This window comes from Roseibium sp. (assembly GCF_025698965.1).
Taxonomy (GTDB): Bacteria; Pseudomonadota; Alphaproteobacteria; order Rhizobiales; family Stappiaceae; genus Roseibium.
Genome location: NZ_JAILWL010000001.1, coordinates 1 through 20,803, shown reverse-complemented (window position 1 = coordinate 20,803; position 20,803 = coordinate 1). Strand labels below are relative to the sequence as shown.

At 55.6% G+C, this 20,803-nt stretch carries 21 protein-coding genes; 9 read left to right on the top strand and 12 right to left on the bottom strand.

Annotated elements, in window-relative coordinates; genetic code table 11:
• Nucleotides 1-49: 49 nt before the first annotated feature.
• Nucleotides 50-1,918: an extracellular solute-binding protein gene (locus K5905_RS00105; protein WP_297578683.1), complete on the bottom strand. Its 1,869-nt coding sequence runs from the start codon at nucleotides 1,916-1,918 to the stop codon at nucleotides 50-52.
• Nucleotides 1,919-2,220: 302 nt separating this feature from the next.
• On the opposite strand from K5905_RS00105, the gene urtA reads away from it, so the two are divergent.
• The 7 genes from urtA (at nucleotide 2,221) to K5905_RS00070 (ending at nucleotide 10,494) form a co-directional block, all read left to right on the top strand.
• A complete protein-coding gene (gene urtA, locus K5905_RS00100; RefSeq protein ID WP_297578680.1) occupies nucleotides 2,221-3,504 on the top strand; it encodes an urea ABC transporter substrate-binding protein in 1,284 nt (427 codons plus the stop codon).
• A 170-nt stretch (nucleotides 3,505-3,674) separates the two neighbouring features.
• Nucleotides 3,675-5,294 carry an urea ABC transporter permease subunit UrtB gene (gene urtB, locus K5905_RS00095; RefSeq protein WP_297578678.1) on the top strand — a complete coding sequence of 540 codons (1,620 nt, stop codon included), beginning with the start codon at nucleotides 3,675-3,677 and terminating at the stop codon, nucleotides 5,292-5,294.
• On the top strand, nucleotides 5,291-6,529 hold the full coding sequence (urtC, locus tag K5905_RS00090) for an urea ABC transporter permease subunit UrtC (RefSeq protein ID WP_297578675.1): 1,239 nt from the start codon (nucleotides 5,291-5,293) through the stop codon (nucleotides 6,527-6,529). Before urtB ends, urtC begins: the two co-directional genes overlap by 4 nt.
• Before the next feature lie 3 nt (nucleotides 6,530-6,532).
• Entirely contained in the window at nucleotides 6,533-7,279 is a 747-nt protein-coding gene (gene urtD, locus K5905_RS00085) for an urea ABC transporter ATP-binding protein UrtD (protein WP_297578672.1), read from the top strand.
• Nucleotides 7,280-7,282: 3 nt separating this feature from the next.
• Entirely contained in the window at nucleotides 7,283-7,978 is a 696-nt protein-coding gene (urtE, locus tag K5905_RS00080) for an urea ABC transporter ATP-binding subunit UrtE (protein ID WP_297578670.1), read from the top strand.
• Nucleotides 7,979-8,169: 191 nt separating this feature from the next.
• Nucleotides 8,170-9,477, top strand: coding sequence for a UDP-glucose/GDP-mannose dehydrogenase family protein (locus K5905_RS00075; protein ID WP_297578667.1), 1,308 nt, complete (start codon nucleotides 8,170-8,172; stop codon nucleotides 9,475-9,477).
• A gap of 267 nt (nucleotides 9,478-9,744) precedes the next feature.
• Nucleotides 9,745-10,494, top strand: coding sequence for a sugar transferase (locus tag K5905_RS00070; RefSeq protein WP_297578664.1), 750 nt, complete (start codon nucleotides 9,745-9,747; stop codon nucleotides 10,492-10,494).
• 111 nt (nucleotides 10,495-10,605) lie between these two features.
• Here K5905_RS00070 and aroQ read toward each other — a convergent pair whose 3' ends face one another.
• Nucleotides 10,606-11,049, bottom strand: a complete 444-nt coding sequence (gene aroQ / locus K5905_RS00065) for a type II 3-dehydroquinate dehydratase (RefSeq protein ID WP_297578661.1) — start codon at nucleotides 11,047-11,049, stop codon at nucleotides 10,606-10,608.
• A 200-nt stretch (nucleotides 11,050-11,249) separates the two neighbouring features.
• On the opposite strand from aroQ, the gene K5905_RS00060 reads away from it, so the two are divergent.
• Nucleotides 11,250-11,480 carry a hypothetical protein gene (locus K5905_RS00060; RefSeq protein ID WP_297578658.1) on the top strand — a complete coding sequence of 77 codons (231 nt, stop codon included), beginning with the start codon at nucleotides 11,250-11,252 and terminating at the stop codon, nucleotides 11,478-11,480.
• A 35-nt stretch (nucleotides 11,481-11,515) separates the two neighbouring features.
• Here the strand turns inward: K5905_RS00060 and K5905_RS00055 are convergent, their stop codons facing one another.
• Nucleotides 11,516-12,055: a response regulator gene (locus K5905_RS00055; RefSeq protein WP_297578655.1), complete on the bottom strand. Its 540-nt coding sequence runs from the start codon at nucleotides 12,053-12,055 to the stop codon at nucleotides 11,516-11,518.
• A gap of 215 nt (nucleotides 12,056-12,270) precedes the next feature.
• Here K5905_RS00055 and K5905_RS00050 point away from each other — a divergent pair, with 215 nt between their 5' ends.
• Nucleotides 12,271-12,453: a hypothetical protein gene (locus K5905_RS00050; RefSeq protein ID WP_297578652.1), complete on the top strand. Its 183-nt coding sequence runs from the start codon at nucleotides 12,271-12,273 to the stop codon at nucleotides 12,451-12,453.
• A gap of 13 nt (nucleotides 12,454-12,466) precedes the next feature.
• Here K5905_RS00050 and K5905_RS00045 read toward each other — a convergent pair whose 3' ends face one another.
• From K5905_RS00045 to ccoN, 9 genes are all read right to left on the bottom strand, one after another.
• Nucleotides 12,467-13,132: a class I SAM-dependent methyltransferase gene (locus K5905_RS00045; protein ID WP_297578649.1), complete on the bottom strand. Its 666-nt coding sequence runs from the start codon at nucleotides 13,130-13,132 to the stop codon at nucleotides 12,467-12,469.
• A 111-nt stretch (nucleotides 13,133-13,243) separates the two neighbouring features.
• Nucleotides 13,244-13,393, bottom strand: a complete 150-nt coding sequence (gene ccoS, locus K5905_RS00040; protein WP_297578646.1) for a cbb3-type cytochrome oxidase assembly protein CcoS — start codon at nucleotides 13,391-13,393, stop codon at nucleotides 13,244-13,246.
• A 7-nt stretch (nucleotides 13,394-13,400) separates the two neighbouring features.
• Complete coding sequence (locus K5905_RS00035; RefSeq protein WP_297578644.1) at nucleotides 13,401-15,647, bottom strand: cation-translocating P-type ATPase; 2,247 nt, start codon at nucleotides 15,645-15,647, stop codon at nucleotides 13,401-13,403.
• A 10-nt stretch (nucleotides 15,648-15,657) separates the two neighbouring features.
• On the bottom strand, nucleotides 15,658-16,170 hold the full coding sequence (locus K5905_RS00030; RefSeq protein ID WP_297578641.1) for a FixH family protein: 513 nt from the start codon (nucleotides 16,168-16,170) through the stop codon (nucleotides 15,658-15,660).
• A 10-nt stretch (nucleotides 16,171-16,180) separates the two neighbouring features.
• Nucleotides 16,181-17,644, bottom strand: coding sequence for a cytochrome c oxidase accessory protein CcoG (ccoG, locus tag K5905_RS00025; RefSeq protein ID WP_297578639.1), 1,464 nt, complete (start codon nucleotides 17,642-17,644; stop codon nucleotides 16,181-16,183).
• A gap of 168 nt (nucleotides 17,645-17,812) precedes the next feature.
• Nucleotides 17,813-18,691 (bottom strand): cytochrome-c oxidase, cbb3-type subunit III, encoded by an 879-nt coding sequence (gene ccoP, locus K5905_RS00020; protein ID WP_297578636.1) that lies wholly within the window; start codon nucleotides 18,689-18,691, stop codon nucleotides 17,813-17,815.
• Nucleotides 18,692-18,694: 3 nt separating this feature from the next.
• Nucleotides 18,695-18,850, bottom strand: a complete 156-nt coding sequence (locus K5905_RS00015; protein WP_297578633.1) for a cbb3-type cytochrome c oxidase subunit 3 — start codon at nucleotides 18,848-18,850, stop codon at nucleotides 18,695-18,697.
• 5 nt (nucleotides 18,851-18,855) lie between these two features.
• Complete coding sequence (ccoO, locus tag K5905_RS00010) at nucleotides 18,856-19,590, bottom strand: cytochrome-c oxidase, cbb3-type subunit II (protein WP_297578630.1); 735 nt, start codon at nucleotides 19,588-19,590, stop codon at nucleotides 18,856-18,858.
• A 12-nt stretch (nucleotides 19,591-19,602) separates the two neighbouring features.
• The coding region (ccoN, locus tag K5905_RS00005) for a cytochrome-c oxidase, cbb3-type subunit I (protein WP_297578628.1) at nucleotides 19,603-20,803 on the bottom strand (1,201 nt) is incomplete at its 5' end.

Below are 20,803 nucleotides of genomic sequence, written 5' to 3'. Positions count from 1 at the left end.
GCCTGAAACAGCAATTTCCGCGCCAAAGAGATTTGGCTTGGATAGGATCTCACTTTTCAGCTGCGGCGGACCACCAGAGATCGAAACTTGGCGCCCCCGATTGCTTGCCAGCCGGAGGTGGAACAACCGTCTTCCAGCGACCGATCCAGCTTTTGTCATTGTGGAAAAGCGGAACGGCGTAGAAGCCGGAAATCAGCAATCGATCCAATGCCCGCACAGAGGCAACGAAATCGTCCTCCGTTTCCGCCGACATCAAGGCCTCGAGAACGTGGTCTATGGCCGGTTCACGTGCTCCGACGAAATTGAAGCTTCCAGGAGTTTCCGAAGCTGCGCTTGACCATCTGCCAAGCTGTTCTGCTCCCGGAGACAGTCCGACACCCCATTGGTTGAAGACCATGTCAAAGTCGCGCTTTGTCCTGCGGTCCTCGAATTGACCTGGATCGGGTGTGCGCACCCGCGCATCGATACCGAGCAATCGAAGCGTACGGACATAAGCTTCCGCGAGACGCTCCTCGTCGGCATTTTTGGTCATGATTTCGAAGGAGAGCTGCTTACCGGTTCTGGTCTCAACAAGCTTTTCGCTGTCGAGCCTATACCCCGCATTTTCCAGTTCCGCCAAGGCGGACTGCATCTGCGCCCTGTCGCGCGCCGTCCCGTCGCCATTGGAGGGACGCCATGTTCCCATGATCACGTCCGCTTCCACCGCGTCCGGATAGGGTGCCAGCATAACCTGTTCCAGATGGCCTTCGGGCCGGCCGACGGATGACAGCACCGAATTGTCCCAATATCCGATCGTACGTGTGACCAGATCGAAATAGTAAGCCCGGTTGACCCAGTCGAAGTCGAACAAGTTCGCAAGTGCCTTGCGAACCCGGCGATCGGAGAACATCTCACGACGGGTGTTGAAGGCGATCCCATACATGCTGGCCGGACCGGCCCGATCATAAACTTCGCGTACCACGTCCCCGGCATTCGCCGCTGCAAAGTTGAACCCATTCTCCCATCGGGCTGGATCCTGGAATGCAAGGGCATCAATCTCACCCTTTTTGAAGGCTTCCAGCAGAGCTGTCCGGTCACGGAAATAATCGATCCGGATCTCGTCGAAATTGAACACACCGGCCATGATGGGCAGGTCGGTTGCCCAATACTCCGGGTTCTTCTTATACACGACACGCCGTCCGGGTTCGATGGAAGCAAACGTGTACGGGCCGCTTGCCACTGGAGGTGTCAGGGTCGAGCGATCGAACGTCTCCGGATCGATGTGCTTTCGCGAATAGACAGGTGCAAGCGAAACGGCGATCGGCAGATTTCGGTTTCCGCTTTCTGAGAACGTAAGCTTCAATCGCCCGGGTCCGGTGATCTCCGCTTTTTCGATCAGGGCATAATTGTCCCGGAAAGGCGGGCGTCCCCGATCCCGGATAATTTCAAGCGAAAAGATCACGTCTTCCGGCGTAACCGGTGTATCGTCTGAAAAACGTGCATCCGGATTGAGTTCATATTCGATCCAGGAACGGTCCTCAGGCATGCGCACTTTCCGGGCAAGCAGTCCATAAAGTGCCGACGGCTCGTCATAATTGCGCACCATCAGCGATTCCAGAATGTTGTTGCCGAACGGGCGCTCACGCATGCCCCGCGTCGTCGTCCATGCACCTTGAACGATGTACTGGTTCAGGCTGTCAAATGTGCCATGGACTCCGAGTTTGAGAACACCGCCCTTCGGTGCATCCGGATTGGCATAGGGCAGCGGATCGTCGGGGCCAAGTTCCGGCTCGCCAAACCTGGTAATTGCATAGGTCCACGGAACGTCCTCGTCTGAGGCCTGTACCTTTCCGGTACTGGAAACCAACGCACACATCACGGCGGCTAGGAAGCTTTCGACTAGAAAACTTCTGTGATGACGGATTGCAGAATGCGCCATGGAACACCCGATTTCAATTTGGCTTCGCCCCTTCCCTAACTTTAACGCATACGATCGCTGACGGGATTAAATCTTGGCAAGCTGTTCAAATAGACCTCGAAGGCCTGCAGCGATTCCCCTCCCAGTCCCAACGTGTGTTTAAAAGCAGATGACAGCCACCTGCGTCGGCGCTTCGACCTATTACGTCAAATGACGTATGTTGCAGCGCACACATTCCGGCGCACGATCTTTCCCCGACAGCGGCAAACCTTCCAGCCGCTTTGCACCGGCCGGGAACCGGTGACGCAACAAGGGGAACTCGCATGAAAAAGACATTCACCAAATTTGCTCTGGCCGGCCTGATGGCCTCCACAATGATCGGTGGCGCTGCTGCCGAAGACACCATCAAGGTCGGCATTCTGCACTCGCTTTCCGGCACGATGGCGATTTCGGAAACCACGTTGAAAGACGCCATGCTGATGCTCATCGAAGAGCAGAACAAAAAAGGCGGTCTTTTGGGAAAGAAACTTGAAGCCGTTGTCGTTGACCCGGCGTCCGACTGGCCGCTCTTTGCCGAGAAGGCACGCGAACTGATTGAAGTTAATGGAGTGGATGCGGTGTTCGGGTGCTGGACTTCCGTGTCCCGCAAATCCGTTCTGCCGGTCTTTGAAGAGTTGAATTCGTTGCTGTTCTACCCGGTTCAGTATGAAGGCGAAGAAAGCCAGCGCAACGTCTTCTACACCGGTGCGGCACCGAACCAGCAGGCCATTCCGGCTGTTGACTACCTGATGAACGAAGAAGGCGTCGAACGCTGGGTCCTGGCCGGCACCGACTATGTTTATCCGCGCACGACCAACAAGATCCTGGAAGCCTACCTTAAGTCCAAGGGTGTGGCTGAAGAAGACATCATGATCAACTACACGCCATTTGGGCATTCCGACTGGCAAACGATCGTGTCCGATATCAAGGCATTCGGCTCCGCCGGCAAGAAAACGGCGGTCGTTTCGACCATCAACGGAGATGCCAACGTGCCGTTCTACAAAGAACTCGGCAATGCAGGCATCAAGGCGGAAGATATTCCGGTTGTCGCCTTTTCGGTTGGCGAAGAAGAACTTGCCGGTCTCGACACCGCACCACTCGTCGGTCACCTTGCGGCCTGGAACTACTTCCAGTCTGCGGACACTGATGCCAATGCCGAGTTCATCGACACATGGCAGGCATTTGTCGGCGATGACAACCGCGTAACCAACGATCCGATGGAAGCTCATTTCATTGGCTTCAACATGTGGGTCGAAGCGGTAGAGAAAGCCGGTACAACCGATCCGGACGCGGTCATCGACTCCATCGTTGGTGTGACCGTACCCAACCTGACCGGCGGTTACTCCGCGATGATGCCGAACCACCACATCACCAAGCCCGTGTTGATCGGTGAAATCCAGGAAGACGGCCAGTTTGAAACCGTTTGGGAAACCTCCGGCACGGTTGTCGGCGACGCATGGTCGGACTACCTGGACGGATCCAAAGACCTGATTTCCGATTGGCGGGCACCGATGTCCTGCGGCAACTTCAACACTGCTACTGGCAAGTGCGGTGGTTCCGGCTCCTAAAGGCAGCAAACAAAGTTAGGTCGGGTTCTCAACAACCCGATCTAACTATTTGCGTTTGAAGTGTCATCTCTGACCAGCGATCAGACATGCGGAGTGGCGAAACATTCGATGACAAATTCATCCAGGTACGCCTCCCAACCCTTACACGACTATTCAAAGCCGGTGGACCCATGTCCCTCTTGAAATCAATCTTGGTGTTTTTTTGCCTGTTCGCCGGTCTAACCGGACAGGCGTTTGCACAAGCGGATGCGGAATCCCTGCGCAACCTGGTCAATGAACTGGCCAAAGGGAAATACGCCGAAACCGAACAACAGATCGAGGCGCTGGTTGCGACCGGCAATCCGGCGGCCGCGCCTGTCCTGAAAGCGCTTGGGGTCGGCAATCTCTATTTTCGCAAATCGGACAACGCGGTGTTTATCGCCAGGAAGAGCGGCAAGACGTTTGTCCTTACTGATCCGTTGACCCTTGAGCCCACGGGGGAAGCCGGCAAGCGTGAAATCAAAAAGATCAAGGTCAACAACAAGCTGCGGCGCGTTGTTCGCGCAGCGCTTGGGTCTCTAACCCTGCAAGCGCCAGACCCCGAGGTCAGAAGGTCTGCGGCCTCTGCCATATTCAAGGCCAAAGATCCGGACAGCATCCCCGCCCTTAACGTCGCCATTGCAGCTGAAACCGATGACGGCGTTCTCAAGGTCATGGAACAGGCGCGCGCTGCGGCGGTTTTGAATTCCGATCTTGACGCGTCCGACAAGTTGGCTGCCGTTGCCACGCTTTCCGAGATGGGCAACCGGGATGCCCTGTCGCTGCTGATCGGTCTGCAATCAACAGCGGAAGGAGACTTACGCGATGCGGCAGTTTCGGCCGCTGCCAAAATCGAAAAGTCTATTGCCGCATGGGATACTGCGCAGAATGTCTGGTACGGCCTGTCGCTCGGTTCCGTTCTGCTTCTGGCCGCCATCGGACTTGCCATCACTTTCGGTGTCATGGGGGTCATCAACATGGCCCATGGCGAAATGGTGATGATCGGTGCCTACACCACATTTGTTGTTCAGGAACTGATCCGGACGTCCGCACCAGGGCTTTTTGAGTATTCACTGCTCATAGCCCTGCCCCTTGCGTTCCTGACCTCCGGTGTGATCGGCATCGGCATCGAACGTGGCGTGATCCGCTGGCTTTATGGACGTCCCCTGGAAACGCTGCTTGCGACCTGGGGAATCTCGCTGATCCTTCAGCAGGCGGTGCGGTCCCTCTTCGGACCGACCAATCGCGAAGTCGGCAACCCGGACTGGATGTCCGGGGCTTTCGAACTCGGGCAAATGACCATCACCTATAACCGTATGTGGATCATAGTATTTGCACTGGTGGTCTTTGCGGCACTGATGCTCGTCCTGAAGAAAACACCATTCGGTCTCTACACCCGTGCTGTCACGCAGAACCGGCGCATGGCCGCTTCAATGGGCATACGCACCCCCTGGATCGACGCGCTGACCTTCGGTCTAGGCTCAGGCATTGCCGGCGTTGCCGGTGTCGCCCTGTCCCAGATCGACAACGTCTCCCCCAATCTTGGTCAGGGGTACATCATCGACAGCTTCATGGTGGTTGTTTTCGGTGGCGTCGGCAATCTGTGGGGCACGCTGGTCGGGGCGATGACCCTTGGGGTCGTCAACAAGTTCCTCGAACCCTATGCCGGTGCGGTTTTAGGCAAGATCTTCGTGCTCGTCTTCATCATTCTCTTTATTCAAAAGCGTCCACGGGGTCTCTTCGCCCTCAAGGGCCGGGCAGTTGAAGCATGATGTCCTCATTCTTATTCCGTGCGATGGACGCACGCGCCGGGATTTTCCTGGCGATCCTTGGTGCCGCGATCATTCTCGTGCCCGCCAGTAACCTGCTGGTTCCTGAAAATTCGCCTTTCCATGTGCCGACCTATGCGGTCACGCTGATGGGCAAGTATCTCACCTACGCCTTGCTCGCGCTCGCGGTTGATCTGGTCTGGGGCTATTGCGGCATTCTCTCGCTCGGTCATGCTGCATTCTTTGCACTTGGTGGCTATGCCATGGGCATGTACCTGATGCGCCAGATCGGAACACGGGGCGTCTATGGCGACCCGATCCTGCCCGACTTCATGGTTTTCCTGAACTGGCAGGACCTGCCCTGGTACTGGTCCGGCTTCGACATGTTCTGGTTTGCGGCAGTGATGATCCTGCTGGTACCGGGTGCACTCGCGTTCATCTTTGGCTGGTTTGCCTTCCGCTCGCGAGTAACAGGTGTTTATCTGTCGATCATTACACAGGCTCTCACCTACGCGCTTTTGCTGGCCTTTTTCCGGAATGATATGGGCTTTGGCGGAAACAATGGCCTGACCGATTTCAAAGACATTCTCGGCTTTGACATTCAAGCCGACACCACCCGCGCCGGTCTGTTTGCAGCCTCAGGCCTGGCGCTGGTCGTGTGTTTCCTCATCTGCCGGGCCGTGACCCGCTCCAAGCTTGGCAAGGTTCTTGTCGCGGTTCGTGACGCCGAGAGCCGGACCCGGTTCCTCGGCTACCGGGTGGAGCACTACAAACTCTTCGTCTGGACCCTGTCAGCTATGATGGCCGGAATTGCCGGGGCGCTCTACGTACCGCAAGTCGGCATTATCAATCCGGGTGAATTTGCCCCTGCCAATTCGATTGAAGTGGTCATCTGGGTTGCCGTCGGCGGTCGCGGTACGCTTGTGGGAGCCGTTCTCGGAGCTGTGCTCGTGAACTTCGCCAAAACCTGGTTCACTGCCGCCCTGCCCGACATCTGGCTGTTCGCACTAGGCGGTCTCTTTGTTGTGGTCACCCTGTTCCTGCCCAAAGGCATCGTCGGGACCATAAGCGGTGGCTGGACGGCACTGCGCCAGCGCAAGATCTCATCTGACTATGAAAAAGGATCTGACGAACCGCCTTCAACACCACCGCAATCTCCGAGCGCGCCTGCCAACATCATCCATTGCGAACCGGTTGCCCGTTTTCCCGGCACGACCAAGCCCCAACCTGCGGAGTAGACCATGGCCCGAGCATCAAGCCTTCTTTATCTCGATGGCGTATCGGTTTCCTTCGATGGCTTCAAAGCCTTGAATGAACTCTCTCTGACCATAGCCCCAGGAGAAATGCGCGCGATCATCGGACCAAATGGTGCGGGCAAGACCACGATGATGGATGTCATTACGGGCAAAACCCGACCCGATAGTGGCGATGTCTATTTCGATGGGGCAGTCGATCTGACCGGAGAAGATGAAGCCTCCATCGCAGAACTCGGTATCGGCCGGAAATTTCAGAAACCAACCGTTTTTGAAAGCCATACGGTCTGGGACAATCTGGAACTCGCACTCAAGGCACCGCGCGAGCCATTTGCAACGCTCTTTCACGTGATTGCCAACGGTGAAAAGAAGCGGATCGAGTCCCTTCTTGATCTCATCCGGCTCGGCAACAAGCGCCATGAGCTCGCCGCCAATCTCAGCCATGGACAAAAGCAATGGCTGGAAATCGGCATGCTGCTGGCACAGGATCCGAAACTGCTTCTTGTGGACGAACCGGCCGCCGGTATGACCGACGCCGAGACAGCCGAGACGGCCGATCTGTTGAAAGATATCGCGAAAGATCACTCAGTGGTCGTTGTCGAGCATGACATGGCTTTTGTTCGCTCGCTCGGTGTCAAGGTTACCGTCCTGCACGAAGGCTCGGTCCTTGCAGAAGGGTCTCTGGATCATGTTTCCGCCGATGAGCGGGTTGTTGAAGTCTATCTGGGGCGGTGAAACATGCTCAAAGTTGAAAACATCGATCTTTATTATGGCGCAGCACAGGCGTTGAAAGGGGTCTCCCTGACCGCGGAAGTCGGCAAAGTGACTTGCCTGATGGGCCGAAACGGCGTCGGCAAGACATCGACATTGCGCGCCGTGGCCGGGCAGCACGGGATCAGCAGCGGCAAGATTTTCTGGAACGGTGAAGACATTTCATCCCTGCCGGCGCACGCCCGTGCCAAGAAGGGTATCGCCGTCGTTCCGCAGGGACGCGAAGTCTTTCCCCTGCTCTCGGTCAAGGAAAACCTTGAAACGGGCTATGCGCCCCTGAAGCGAAAGGATCGCAAGATCCCGGAGACGGTCTTTGAACTGTTTCCGGTTCTGAAAGACATGCTGAACCGCCGTGGTGGTGATCTGTCCGGCGGACAACAGCAACAGCTTGCTATCGCACGGGCACTGATCACTCGTCCCAATTTGCTCGTTCTCGATGAACCAACCGAAGGCATTCAGCCGTCCATCATCAAGGATATCGGCCGGGCGATCTCATGGCTGCGCGATCAAAAAACGATGGCGATCGTTCTCGTCGAGCAGTATTTCGAATTCGCCCGCGACCTGGCAGACGAATATGCGGTGATGGACCGGGGGGAGATCGTCTTGTCCGGAAGCGGAGCAGATCTTTCAGAAGCCGAAGTCCGTCGCTACTTGACCGTATAGTCATTCCGAAACAGATCGACAGCAGGCCATGATTTGCAAGGCGGCAATCAGCATGGTCATGCGACCGGATTGGGGTAGAAATCCGTTCTCAAGTCGTGTTAGGGGCTGTGCAGCTTCAAAGTTGCCCAGAGATGATGACCTCTTGGCGCATCCCCACCTGGGGTACCTGCTTAAGAACTGGAATTTAAAAAATGCGCGTTGCAATGATTGGCACCGGCTATGTCGGTCTGGTTTCCGGGACATGTTTTGCTGATTTCGGTCACGTGGTGACCTGTATTGACAAGGACGCGACGAAAATTGATGCGTTGAATAACGGCGACATCCCGATTTACGAACCAGGTCTGCAGGAACTTGTTGCCAAGAACGTTGAAGAAGAACGGCTATTCTTCACCACCGACCCGACGGATGCCATCAAACAGGCCGATGCCGTTTTTATCGCAGTCGGCACGCCGACGCGCCGTGGTGACGGTCATGCAGACCTTTCTTACGTCTATGCCGCTTCCGAAGAAATCGCGGAACTGATCGACGGATTTACGGTTATCGTCACAAAATCGACCGTTCCGGTTGGGACAGGCGACGAGGTCGAAGCCATTATCCGGAAAACAAATCCGGATGCCGATTTCGCTGTAGTCTCCAACCCGGAATTCCTGCGCGAAGGTGCGGCCATCAACGATTTCAAGCGACCCGACCGGGTCGTCGTCGGCACCGAAAGCACACGAGCGGTCGAAGTCATGCAGGAACTTTACCGGCCTCTTTATCTCAATGAAACTCCGATCATCGTTACCAAGCGCCGGACATCTGAACTTATCAAATATGCGGCAAATGCATTCCTTGCCGTCAAAATCACGTTCATCAACGAAATTGCCGACTTGTGCGAAAGTGTCGGTGCCAACGTTCAGGAAGTCTCCCGTGGCATCGGCCTCGACAACCGTATCGGTGGCAAGTTCCTTCATGCCGGCCCGGGCTATGGGGGGTCCTGTTTCCCCAAGGACACGCTTGCCCTTTCAAAAATTGCGGCCGACGCAAAATCCGACCTCAAAATCGTCGATTCCGTGATCGAAGTGAATGCGGCCAGAAAAAAGAAGATGGCGCAGAAGGTGATCGACTTCATGGGTGGCGATGTCAAAGGCAAGACCATTGCCCTGCTCGGTCTCGCATTCAAACCGAATACCGACGACATGCGCGAAGCTCCCAGTATCGACATCGTTGAAAAGCTACAGGCAGAAGGCGCCAAACTGCGTGCCTACGATCCCGCAAGTATGGAAGAGGCAAGCAAGATCATGTCAGGTGTCATGTTCTGCGATGGCCCCTACCACGCAATTGAGAATGCAGACGTGATCGTCATCTTGACAGAATGGGATCAATTCCGCGCTCTGGATCTGGACCGCGTCAAATCGCTCGTCACCGAGCCGAAAGTTGTCGATCTGCGCAATATCTACAAGCCTGACTATATGGAAGCGAAAGGCTTTGAGTACACTAGCGTTGGGCGCAGCTACTGATAGAAAATTTTCCCCTATTATGTTTTTGCCGTACTTCGGGGTGGGCACCTGCCCTAGGGTGGTTCGTTCATTCAAACAAATCTCATGAAAATACTGAAAGCAGGCACCACCAGTGTCTGATGTGGCCACTCGCATGCAACTCATACCAAGTACAATTACAAATTTTTAATTAACCTTGTGTTAACTATACTCTGGCGAAAGCAGACGCATCTGATTACAGTATGCGTGTGGGCGGTACGTGAGAAGAATTAGCTGAGGCTAGCAAATTTGACGAACGATACGGTCACCAACGATGCGGACGATCACTGCAGGCATGACATTGTACTTGCCGAATATGCGAACTGGCAGCGTCGTTTAAAGCGAAAACTCGTTTCCACTTCCCACGCTTTCCCAAAGCGCACCTCGTGTCCCCTGGTACAGCGCATTTTGAAGCGGTCTGTTGATCTTTTCGGCGCGACCGCAGGCTTGGCTCTGTTGTTTCCGCTGCTGGCCACGGTTGCCCTGATCATAAAAATGTCGAGTCCGGGACCCGTTTTTTTCCGCCAGAAAAGATACGGATTGAACGGAATTCCATTCACCATTTTCAAATTCCGAACGATGCACGTTCATCTTTGCGATGCTTCAGGGGTGGCACAGACAGTTGCAAATGATCCTCGTATCACCCCGATAGGGTTCTTTCTGCGTAAAAGCAATTTCGACGAACTGCCACAGCTCATCAATGTCCTGAAAGGCGACATGTCCCTTGTCGGCCCGCGCCCGCATGTACCGGGCATGCTGGCTGTCGGCGTTCCCTATGAGATCTTCGACCAGAGATATATGGGCCGTCATCACGTCCGGCCCGGCATTACCGGACTGGCTCAGGTCAATGGATGCCGAGGAGAGACAAAAACCGAGCTTTCCGCGCGCATGCGTTTGGAATATGACCTGATCTACGTTCAAGCCCAGTCATTTTGGCTCGACGCGACAATCCTGGTCAAAACGATTGTACGAGAGTTTTTCAAAGGATCCGGATCGTGACACGTCGCCCGCGTTTCGCACACGGCCAGCTAGGCGCTTGAAAGCCCGATCACAACAGCGTCTTTCCCATTGGATAGAACTTATTCTGCCGTTATCTTCAGCCGATGCCGTTCAGTCGTCGCTCAACAAGGTTGCCATATGGCGTAGAGCCAGCAAGTAGCCTTCGGTGCCACATCCAACTATCAACCCGTCCGCTCTGGCTGTCACATAGGAATGATGGCGGAAACTTTCCCGTTTGTGGATGTTTGAAATGTGCACCTCGATAACCGGAAAGGTGCACATGTTGAGCGCATCGAGAATTGCGACCGACGTGTGGGAATAAGCTGCTGGATTGATAATGACGCCGGCGCCGTGTTCCCGGGCTTCCTGCACCCAATCGATCAGATCGTGTTCGGCGTTGCTCTGGCGAAAAACAATTTGCAGTCCCGCCTCCACGGCTTGGGCCTCGCAAAGTTGGCGAACATCATCAAGCGTCTGATAGCCGTAAATCTCCGGCTGCCGCTTTCCCAGGAGATTAAGGTTCGGCCCGTTCAGGATATAGACGATCTTTGCCATGAATTTGCTTCCTCATACTGCCCAGGCAGGATGCATACGTTGGGTGAACTTTTCCAGTAATTCAGCCACTTAACGACGAAAAGTTTGTGGAAGTTAACAAGCTGGCGTTTTCAGTTCCAGCATCTACTTGCTCTTGTCATTTTTACGCAGTATTAACTATAAACTTCCACGGTGAAAGAAAACCAATTTAACGGGTTCCCATGATCAAGCTGCGTGAACGGCTAGACACTCTTGAAGCGCTGATGGCTGCCATCGATGGGTATCAACACCTTCCAATTGATGTTCTCTCACAATTTCTGCTGGATCACTACACTGTTGATCTTGATGTTCTGGCACAGTTTGCCGACAAGCTTGAGGCTGGCACCGCACGGACATCGCAAGCTGGCATGTCCACACGCGCATCTTTGGATACAGCCCAGTCCGCTGCCTGAGGTTTTCAGGTTCCCCCTGAGCAGCAAATCCGGATTTATCCGATCGCGGTGACGTTTTCGCCGGTTTCCTGTCCTTGACCGTTCGGGTCCTGCGGTTGACCGGGACCGCCTTGCCAGATTTTCTGCCTGTTCCGGATTTCCCGTGGTGCGGGACCAAAATAGGTCGCTGTCTTGATAAAATCTCGCGGATGCAGAATCACACTCGACACGCGCTGATACAGTGACTTGGCCGAAATCGGCTTTGACAGAAGTTCATGAACACCAAGACGGCGCGCCTCGACAATCCGGCTTCGTTCCGTGTGTGCCGTAACCATGATGATCGGTATGTAGGCAAAGGGATTGTTGGGACTGCGGATCATACGCACCATATCCGCACCGTCCAGAATGGGCATGACCCAATCAAGGATGAGGATATCCGGGTTGGCACGATCCATCGCCTCGAGGCCGGATGCTCCGTCCTCGGCTTCCACAATGCGACGCGCGCCGAACCCCTGCAGCATGGTGCGCAGGATCGTCCGCATGTAGGCACTGTCTTCGACCAGCAAGAATGTCAGCGAGGCAAGATCCAGGCTCACCCAATCCTCCTTGTTTCTCCCCAGTCTTGGCACGAAATTCTGAACAATGAGTTAGCTTTAGATAACCAGAACCTTCGAATGCCGGACATACATTCAGCGATTGATTTCACCACTTGGTAATGTTGCGTGAAATTAACTTTTTCTCGCAGGTGGCATTAACGGGACTTTCAGGGCTTGGCCTCATCTTGCCTCCAATCCAAAAAGACGAGGCGACCTTGCCAACATTCGTAAGACAAACCTGCCAAAACACTGAATGTTTTGACGAAGACGAGACATTTCCCCTGGAACAAGATCCGGCACATGCCGGACTTGGCTACCTGCTGCGCGAAAACGCTCTTCTTATCTCCGGGTTCGGCCTCGTTCTCCTTGCCGTTTGCATGGCGGTCTCGGCAGTTTGACCTCAAGGACGCCTTAAACGGGCTCACTTGCGGAAAACAGGGCGACACATCCCATCATTTCGATGTCCACATTTTTAAACCGGTGCGAAAGTTCCGTCTCCAGGCTCTCGCGTGTGTCGTTTTCATTCGAAAAAACACCCTTGCCATTGTAGATTTTCATAAGTTTGCGGGCGAATGCGGACCGAGGTACGTCACCCTGCAGAATGGTTGATCCGAAAACAGTGCCTTCTTCAGCAAGATGTGGCTTGAGACAATCGAACAAAACCGCCTTGTCTGCCATTGTTCCGGGCAGACAATGCAGAACGTAGTTCACACCAATTGAACCAAATGCTCCGAGTGTCCCGGGCCAGGGAACAAGAGCGTCGGCCTTGACCCTGGTCGGATTGTATCTCGCAATCCGCCCGGCCGCCTTCTCAAGACATTCGTTGTTCGGGTCCATCAAGGTCACTTTGGGAGCCGCAACTGGAAAGGTCGCCTTGTCGAGGAAGTAGCCAGTTCCAACGCCGATATCCAGATGGTTATCAGTCAGCTTCCGATTATAGAGAGCCGTCAGATACTGACTGGGACAGCGCCAGATAAAACGGTTGGAAAGCCCAAGTACCAGCGTGTCGTATATGGCGAGTGAGGTCTTCGAATAGATGGCATAACCTGGCTTGTGCGCTTCAGGAAACTGATCCATGCGTGCTCTCCATGGCAAAAATGACAAGGATCAGCGGTAGGTCACAAGCTGTGAGCCTGTCAAGATGACGAAGGCGTAACCATCCTTTTGGAGCACCTTGAAACATCACAGTCAGTCAGGCAGATCATCATCATCCAGAATGCGCCACTTGGCCCCTTCCAGATCATCATACTGCCCATTCTTCAGCGACCAGAGGAAGGCCACCAGTCCCAGCCCACCCAGGAACAAAGCTATCGGTATCAGATAGACAATCACTTCCATAAGCGTGTTATTCCTTTCCGATCCTTGGTGGCAGCTTTTCAGTCTCCCGATAGGTATACTGGCCCGTCTCCCCCCAGCGAAGCTTAAGGGCATTGGCGGTCACGGCGAGCGACGAAGCCGACATCGCCACAGCAGCCATGAGCGGGGTCACAAAGCCCGCGACGGCAATGGGAACCGCAATGACGTTGTAGATCGTCGAAATCCAGAGATTTTGCTCAATTGCCGCTCTCGCCCGTATCGACAACCGAAGCGCATCGGCAACGGGCATGAGTTTATCGCCCAGGAAAACCGCGTCGGACGCGGCCTGACTGAGATGCACGGCGGATACGGGAGAAAGCGACACATACGCTCCGGCCAATGCAGGTGCGTCGTTGAGGCCGTCGCCGACCATCAGAACCTTTCGACCCTGACGCTGCAGCTCTTCCAGGCGTGCAATTTTCTGTCCGGGTTTCATGCCCGCCCGCCAGGTCGATACATCCAGCGCTGCTGCACAATCTGCGACAGCGGGCTCCGTGTCGCCCGACAGGATCTCAAGCGCATAGCCTTGCTCTTTCAAAAGCTCAACAACCTGTCTGGCATCCGGCCTCAGGCTCTGGCGGAAGGCAAGCAAGCGGACAGCGCTATCGCCAAGGCGAATTGCCAGCAATGACGCTCCAGGTGTCGCGGCTAGTGCATATTCGATTTCATCCTGAGACGCACCGCAAAATAGCGGACTGCCGAGACGCAGCGTCTCGCCTTCCACGGTCGTTTCAAGACCGGCACCCGGCACTTCCTCGACATCGGCAAGCGGGATCAGAGCCCCGGTCGCCTTTACCAGTGCCGTCGATAGCGGGTGGCGGCTGGCGAGAGCCAGGCGGCCCGCAAGGGCGATGGTCCGGTCATCGGGGTCGATTGTGTCGCACAAATCCGGTTCGGCGAGCGTCAGCGTGCCGGTTTTGTCGAAGAGGATCGTATCAATATCCGACAGACGCTCAATGGCATCTCCCGAGTTCAGCAGTATTCCGCTTCGGAACAACTGGCCCGACGCCACCACCTGAACCGCAGGTACAGCCAGACCCAGGGCACATGGGCAGGTGATGATCAGGACGGAAATGGAAATCACCAGAGCCGGCTGCCAGGACAAGCCTGCAAGCAGCCATCCCAGGAATGTCAACGCAGCGGCACCGTGCACCAGTGGCGCATAGAGTTGGGCAGCCCTGTCCGCGATGCGTACATATTTGGATTTCGCCTGCGAGGCAGCTTCAAGAAGCCGGTTGACCTCATCCAACAAAGTCGCACCGGATGCTGCCTCGACCCTGACCTGAAGCGCTCCTGCCCCGTTCAACGTTCCGGCATAGACCCTTTGACCTGGCTTAACCGGGACCAATACGCTTTCGCCGGTGACAAGACTCTGGTCGATTTCCGACCGGCCCGTCTCGACGACACCGTCGATCGGTACACGCTCACCGCCTGAAACAAGAACCCTGTCTCCGGACTGAACTTTCGAAAGCGGAATTTCCCGCACGCTGCCATCGGGATTGATCCTTGCAGCCACTTCCGCTTTCAGAGCAGCGATGTTTTCGGCAAACGAGCGGGTCCGGCCTTTCATGTTGTGATCGAGATATCTGCCCACCAGCAGAAAGAACAACAGCATCACTGCTGATTCAAAGTAAGCGTGATGCTGATGCTGCAGCGTTTGAACGACCGATAGAGCCACGGCCAAAAAGACCCCGATCACAATCGGAACATCCATGTTCAAACGACCGGCAGCGAGCGCGCGGAAGGCGCTTTTCAAGAACGGTCGGCCGGAATAGGCAACCGTCGGCAAGGCGATCAACGCAGATAACCAGTGAAAGAAATCACGCGTTTCCGGCGTAATGTCGGTCGCGTTTCCCGACCAGACAGATACCGACAACAACATGATATTCATGCCAGCAAAGCCTGCGACCGCGAGACAGCGGAGCAGCTGTTTGCCGGTCCTGTCCTGGCGTTCCTTCTGGCTGGCAGGATCGAACGGATGCGCCGTATATCCAAGCCGCGCCAGCTCGGAGACGATTTCATCAGCACCGGTTTGATCTTCAACCCAGTCCACGGCGAGACGCTGACTGGTCAGATTGACACGCGCGGTCCGGATGCCCGGCAGACGCTTCAATCCACGTTCGATCTCGCCCATGCAAGCGGCACACGTGATCCCGTCGACGGCGAGATCCATATGAACCGCGCCATCTTTGCCTTCAGTCACAAAGGACTGCCAATCACGTTGGTGAACCGTCACTGGTACGACCTCAATCTTTCAGATAAATCCTGTTTTCGGACTTGAACTTCCGAATGCCTTCCTGCCGAATTTCGAGAACAAGCGTCCAGTTACCCTCCGGCAATGCTTCAACGTCCGCCACGTAGCGTCCACCGCCATCAGCATGCAGAAACAACTCAACATCCGCGTCATCGTTTGCCGGGTGCCGCAGAACCGCGCGGACATCGACACCAAAAAGCGGTGTTCCGTCAGCATCGGTGGCCGAGACCATGAGCGTGCTGCCGGTGTCACCTGTATCGAGAAATTCGCTTGTCACCTGCCAGTGCAGTTCAGCCTGTGCCTTGGCAGCTGCGATCTCCTGATTATATGCCTGACCGGCCTCATAGGAACTTTCCACCACCACGCCCGGGAAAGACCCGAGCGCAAGATAGATGAAAATCGCGTTGGCGGTAAAAATCACGCCAAAGAACCCGAGCAGCCAGACCAGCACCGTTTTACCGGTGATGGCCTTGGGATCTTTCATGTTCGACTGAACCATCGTCATCCTTGTCTCCTCACGGTTTTCCCGGTGCCTTGAACGTGTCGTTCGTTGTGACCACCTCGCCCATCACGCTTTCGGTGATCCGGAAGGTTACATGTGTCGAGTGCGGCATTTCCGTCCATGGCGGCGAAGTGACGAGCACTCTCACTTCCCGTGTCGTGTCCGGTCCGACTTCAATAATGGGACGGCCGGCAAAATTCGCTTCAGCACCAACAGCTTCAACCAGGGTGTTCGCGGGCATGCCTTCGACATGCAACATGAAGCTGCGCGTATGGCGGCGCTTGTTGGACAGACGAACCGCATACCCGTTACGCACTGTACCGTCGGACTGTTCCACGAACACCGGATTGCGATCGTGCAATACGCTTATGTCTGCAAAGTCCCTGTTCAAGAGCGTAAACAGCATAATAGCGCCGACGACGACGATGATCGCCGCATAGATAACGGTTCGAACACGGACGATCTCGTAAACCGGTTCCTTGCCTTCGAGCCGTCGCTCGATGTTCTCGTCCGTGTCATAGCCGATCAGGCCGGTCGGTTTGCCGATCTTGGTCATGATGTTGTCGCAGGCATCGATGCACAGCCCACATTGAATGCAGTCAAGCTGCATTCCCTTGCGAATGTCGACACCTGTTGGACAAACTTGAAAACACTGAAAACAGTCGATGCAATCGCCTGCCGGCAGGCCTTGCGCTTCCAGTTTCTTGTTCTGCTTCAGCGACCCGCGTGGTTCACCACGGTCCCATCGATACGTCACGTTGAGAGCTTTTTCGTCGGTGAGCGCGGCCTGGATGCGAGGCCAGGGGCACATATAGATGCAGACCTGCTCGCGCATGAACCCGGCCAGCAGGTAGGTGGTCGACGTGAGGATCGCGATCCAGATATAGGCGATCATCGGTGCCTGAAAGGTCAGGAGCTGCCAAACCAATGTGGGCGCATCATTGAAGTAGAGCACCCAGGCGCCGCCGGTCCACCATGCGATCATCAACCAGAAAAAATGCTTGGTGACCCGCTTGCGCACTTTGCCGAAAGTCCAGGGATCCTTGTCGAGCGCAATGCGCTCGCGCCGATCGCCCTCAACTTTTCGCTCAACCCAGAGAAACAGGTCGGTCCATACGGTTTGCGGGCACAGATAGCCGCACCAGATTCTGCCCGCCACGGCATTCATCAGGAACAGCGCGACGGCCGCGATGATCAGCAGGCCCGTAAGATAATAGACTTCCTGAGGCCAGATTTCGATGAAGAAAAAGTAGCCCCTGGCGTGCTCGATATCGATCAGCACAGCCTGCCCGGGGGCGTCCGGTCCGCGGTCATAGCGGATGAAGGGCAGAAAATAATAGATGCCCAACGTTATGAAGAGCAATGTCCACTTGATCCGGCGGAACAAGCCGTGGGTCGCCATGGGATAGATTTTTTTGGCAGACTCGAACCAAGTGTCAGGGTGCCCGCCCTCATGCGTCTCGGTGTCCGTAGACATACCGTCCGTCCTTTTTAACGCGATCCTGCCCCAATAGGATCCTGGAAAAACCATTTGCCATCTTCCGATGACAGCGTGGCTCTAACGTAAACCGGCGCAAGACGTCACACCTTGCGCCGGATCAATTTCTTCAGGTGATCCGGCGATGTTGCCGCATCTCCTCAGTCATTACTGACCTCCACCGAAGGAGTGGACATAGACCGTCAGCGATTTGACTGTTGCTGGATCCAGGCGATCCACCCAGGCCGGCATGACACCGTTGCGCGGGTTGGAGACCTGGGCCTTAATCTGCGGCAACGTCTTGCCATAGAGATAGTTGGCGGACATCAGGCTCGGAGCACCGACTTCCTGAATGCCTTCCAGATTATCACCGTGGCAGGCAGCACAGTTGTCTTCGTAAAGCACCTGTCCCGCTGCAAGATCGATCCCCTCATCCGTTTCCACACCGGCGCGGGAGGCAACGAAGTTAGAAACCTGATTGATCTCGTCACGGCTCAACAACTCATCGCGACCAAAGGCCGGCATGTCACCGATACGCGCATCGTCGTTTTCCGTGCGAATGCCGTAGAGCAACGTGGTGTGGATGTCATCCAGCGTGCCACCCCAGATCCAGGTGTCGTCCTGCAGGTTCGGATAGCCTTCCGCCCCCGTCCCTCCGGAACCGTGACATGGTGCGCAATTGTCGCCGAATGCCGCCTGGCCATTGGCAAGTGCGAACTGCAAGAGTTCCTGATCCTTTGAGATATCCTCCAGGGATGTCGCCACGATCTTGTCGGCGAACTCCGACCGGGCTTCTACACCCTTATCGTAGGCAGCAATCGCTTCCTCACGCTGGTTGGCACCCAAAATGCCTTTGGTGTAGCTGGAAACCAGCGGCCAGGATGGATAGAGCACCCAGTAGATCACCGCCCATACCATGGTGGCATAGAAGAGATACAACCACCATTTCGGCAGCGGGTTGTTGAGTTCCTTCAGACCATCCCATTCGTGGCCAGTCGTTTCGACCCCGGAGATTTGGTCGATTTCCTTGTCATGCGTATCAGCCATGAATCAATCCTCCCGGAACGGGATCTGGGCAGCGTCGTCGAACTTTTTACGGTTCTTTGGCCACAATGCGTAGGCCAGGACGATGCCGAACAGGATCATGAAGTAGATAAGGCCCCAAGTCTGCGCGAAGCCTGCGAATGCGGAATACGTTTCGTTCATCGCCCTTACCTCGCGTTTGCCTTGTCGTCGTAGATGGAGAAGTCGACCATGGTCCCAAGCACCTGCAGATAGGCAACAAGGGCGTCCATTTCGGTCACGACCTTAGGATCGCCATCGAAACTGCGGACGGTTGCGGTCGGCCAGCGTTCTTCAAAGTCATACGCCGCGTCCGTGTCCGGCATGGCCTGACCCAGAAGATCCGTCTTGGCGTTCTTGATCTGCTCCTCGGTATAAGGCACGCCAACGTAGGTGTTGACTGTCAGGTGCGATGCGATATCGCGCGTGTCCAGCTTGTTTTCCGCCAGGAACGGATATCCGGGCATGATCGAGGCCGGCACCAGTGAACGCGGATTGATCAGATGCTCGACATGCCAGTCGTCGGAGTATTTTCCGCCGACGCGAGCCAGATCGGGACCTGTCCGTTTGGAGCCCCACTGGAACGGATGGTCATACATGCTTTCCGCCGCGAGCGAAAAGTGACCGTAGCGTTCCAACTCGTCGCGCATCGGACGGACCATCTGCGAATGGCAGAGATAGCAGCCCTCGCGGATATAAATGTTCCGACCCGCGAGCTCCAGCGGCGTATAGGGCCGCATGCCCTCCGTCTTCTCGATCGTGCTCTTCAAGTAGAAGAGCGGTGCAATCTCCACGAGGCCACCGACGGCGACCGCGACCAGGATACCGACCAGAAGAACGAAGGAGTTCTTTTCAAAGACTTGGTGTTTGTTCCAAAGTGACATTGTCTTCCTCCCTTATTCGGCCGGAGCCAGGGAGCCAGCCGGCGTGGTGTCGGCTTCTTCAGCCTCGCCATGACGGACGGTCATCCAGAGATTGTAGGCCATGATCAGAGCGCCGATCACGAAGAGTGCGCCACCCATGGCACGGATGATGTAGAAGGGATGCATCGCCTCCACGGTTTCCACGAAGGAGTACTCCAGGAAGCCGAGGCTGTCATATGCGCGCCACATCAGGCCCTGCATGATACCGGAGACCCACATCGCGGTGATGTAGAGAACGATACCGATCGTTGACAGCCAGAAGTGCCAGTCGACGAGCCGCAGGGAATAGAGCTGTTTCTTGTTCCACAGCCACGGGATGAGGCAGTAGAGCGCACCGAAGGAAATGTAACCCACCCAGCCGAGCGCACCTGAGTGCACGTGACCAATGGTCCAGTCGGTGTAGTGCGACAGGGAGTTGACCGATCGCAGGCTCATCAACGGACCTTCGAAGGTCGACATGCCGTAGAAAGCGACCGAAACGACCATCATGCGCAGAACCGGATCGGTTCTCAGCTTGTCCCATGCTCCGGACAGCGTCATCAGACCGTTGATCATGCCACCCCAGGACGGCATCCAAAGAATGATGGAGAACGTCGCACCGAGCGTTGATGCCCATTGCGGCAGAGCCGTGTAATGCAAATGGTGCGGACCGGCCCAGATGTAGATGAAGATCAGCGCCCAGAAGTGCACGATGGACAGCCGATAGGAATAAACCGGTCGTTCAGCGCGTTTCGGGATGAAATAATACATGATGGCAAGGAAGCCGGCGGTCAGGAAGAAGCCAACCGCATTGTGGCCGTACCACCACTGAACCATCGCATCCTGCACACCCGACCAGACGATGTAGGACTTGGTCGAATAGATCGAGACCGGGATTGTCAGGTTGTTGGTGACGTGAAGCAAGGCAATCGTGACGATGAAGGCCAGATAGAACCAGTTCGCCACATAGATGTGCGGCTCCTTACGCTTCCACAATGTTCCGAGGAACAGCAGCAGGTAGAACACCCAGACGATGGTCAGCCAAAGGTCGGCATACCATTCCGGTTCGGCATATTCCTTGGACTGCGTTGCGCCAAGCAGGTAGCCCGTACCGGCGATGACGATGAAAGCGTTGTAGCCGAGGATCACGAACCAGGGCAGGATCTTGCCCGGCATGCGCACCCGGCAGGTCCGC

What these genes read in the sequence shown, in the direction of transcription:
- ccoP (WP_297578636.1), bottom strand. Translation starts at nt 18,691, where the DNA reads ATGGCTGATACGCATGACAAGGAAATCGACCAAATCTCCGGGGTCGAA.
- K5905_RS00075 (WP_297578667.1), top strand. Translation starts at nt 8,170, where the DNA reads ATGCGCGTTGCAATGATTGGCACCGGCTATGTCGGTCTGGTTTCCGGG.
- K5905_RS00045 (WP_297578649.1), bottom strand. Translation starts at nt 13,132, where the DNA reads ATGGATCAGTTTCCTGAAGCGCACAAGCCAGGTTATGCCATCTATTCG.
- K5905_RS00015 (WP_297578633.1), bottom strand. Translation starts at nt 18,850, where the DNA reads ATGAACGAAACGTATTCCGCATTCGCAGGCTTCGCGCAGACTTGGGGC.
- K5905_RS00105 (WP_297578683.1), bottom strand. Translation starts at nt 1,918, where the DNA reads ATGGCGCATTCTGCAATCCGTCATCACAGAAGTTTTCTAGTCGAAAGC.
- urtA (WP_297578680.1), top strand. Translation starts at nt 2,221, where the DNA reads ATGAAAAAGACATTCACCAAATTTGCTCTGGCCGGCCTGATGGCCTCC.
- K5905_RS00030 (WP_297578641.1), bottom strand. Translation starts at nt 16,170, where the DNA reads ATGACGATGGTTCAGTCGAACATGAAAGATCCCAAGGCCATCACCGGT.
- aroQ (WP_297578661.1), bottom strand. Translation starts at nt 11,049, where the DNA reads ATGGCAAAGATCGTCTATATCCTGAACGGGCCGAACCTTAATCTCCTG.
- urtE (WP_297578670.1), top strand. Translation starts at nt 7,283, where the DNA reads ATGCTCAAAGTTGAAAACATCGATCTTTATTATGGCGCAGCACAGGCG.
- ccoG (WP_297578639.1), bottom strand. Translation starts at nt 17,644, where the DNA reads ATGTCTACGGACACCGAGACGCATGAGGGCGGGCACCCTGACACTTGG.
- urtD (WP_297578672.1), top strand. Translation starts at nt 6,533, where the DNA reads ATGGCCCGAGCATCAAGCCTTCTTTATCTCGATGGCGTATCGGTTTCC.
- urtB (WP_297578678.1), top strand. Translation starts at nt 3,675, where the DNA reads ATGTCCCTCTTGAAATCAATCTTGGTGTTTTTTTGCCTGTTCGCCGGT.
- K5905_RS00060 (WP_297578658.1), top strand. Translation starts at nt 11,250, where the DNA reads ATGATCAAGCTGCGTGAACGGCTAGACACTCTTGAAGCGCTGATGGCT.
- ccoO (WP_297578630.1), bottom strand. Translation starts at nt 19,590, where the DNA reads ATGTCACTTTGGAACAAACACCAAGTCTTTGAAAAGAACTCCTTCGTT.
- ccoS (WP_297578646.1), bottom strand. Translation starts at nt 13,393, where the DNA reads ATGGAAGTGATTGTCTATCTGATACCGATAGCTTTGTTCCTGGGTGGG.
- urtC (WP_297578675.1), top strand. Translation starts at nt 5,291, where the DNA reads ATGATGTCCTCATTCTTATTCCGTGCGATGGACGCACGCGCCGGGATT.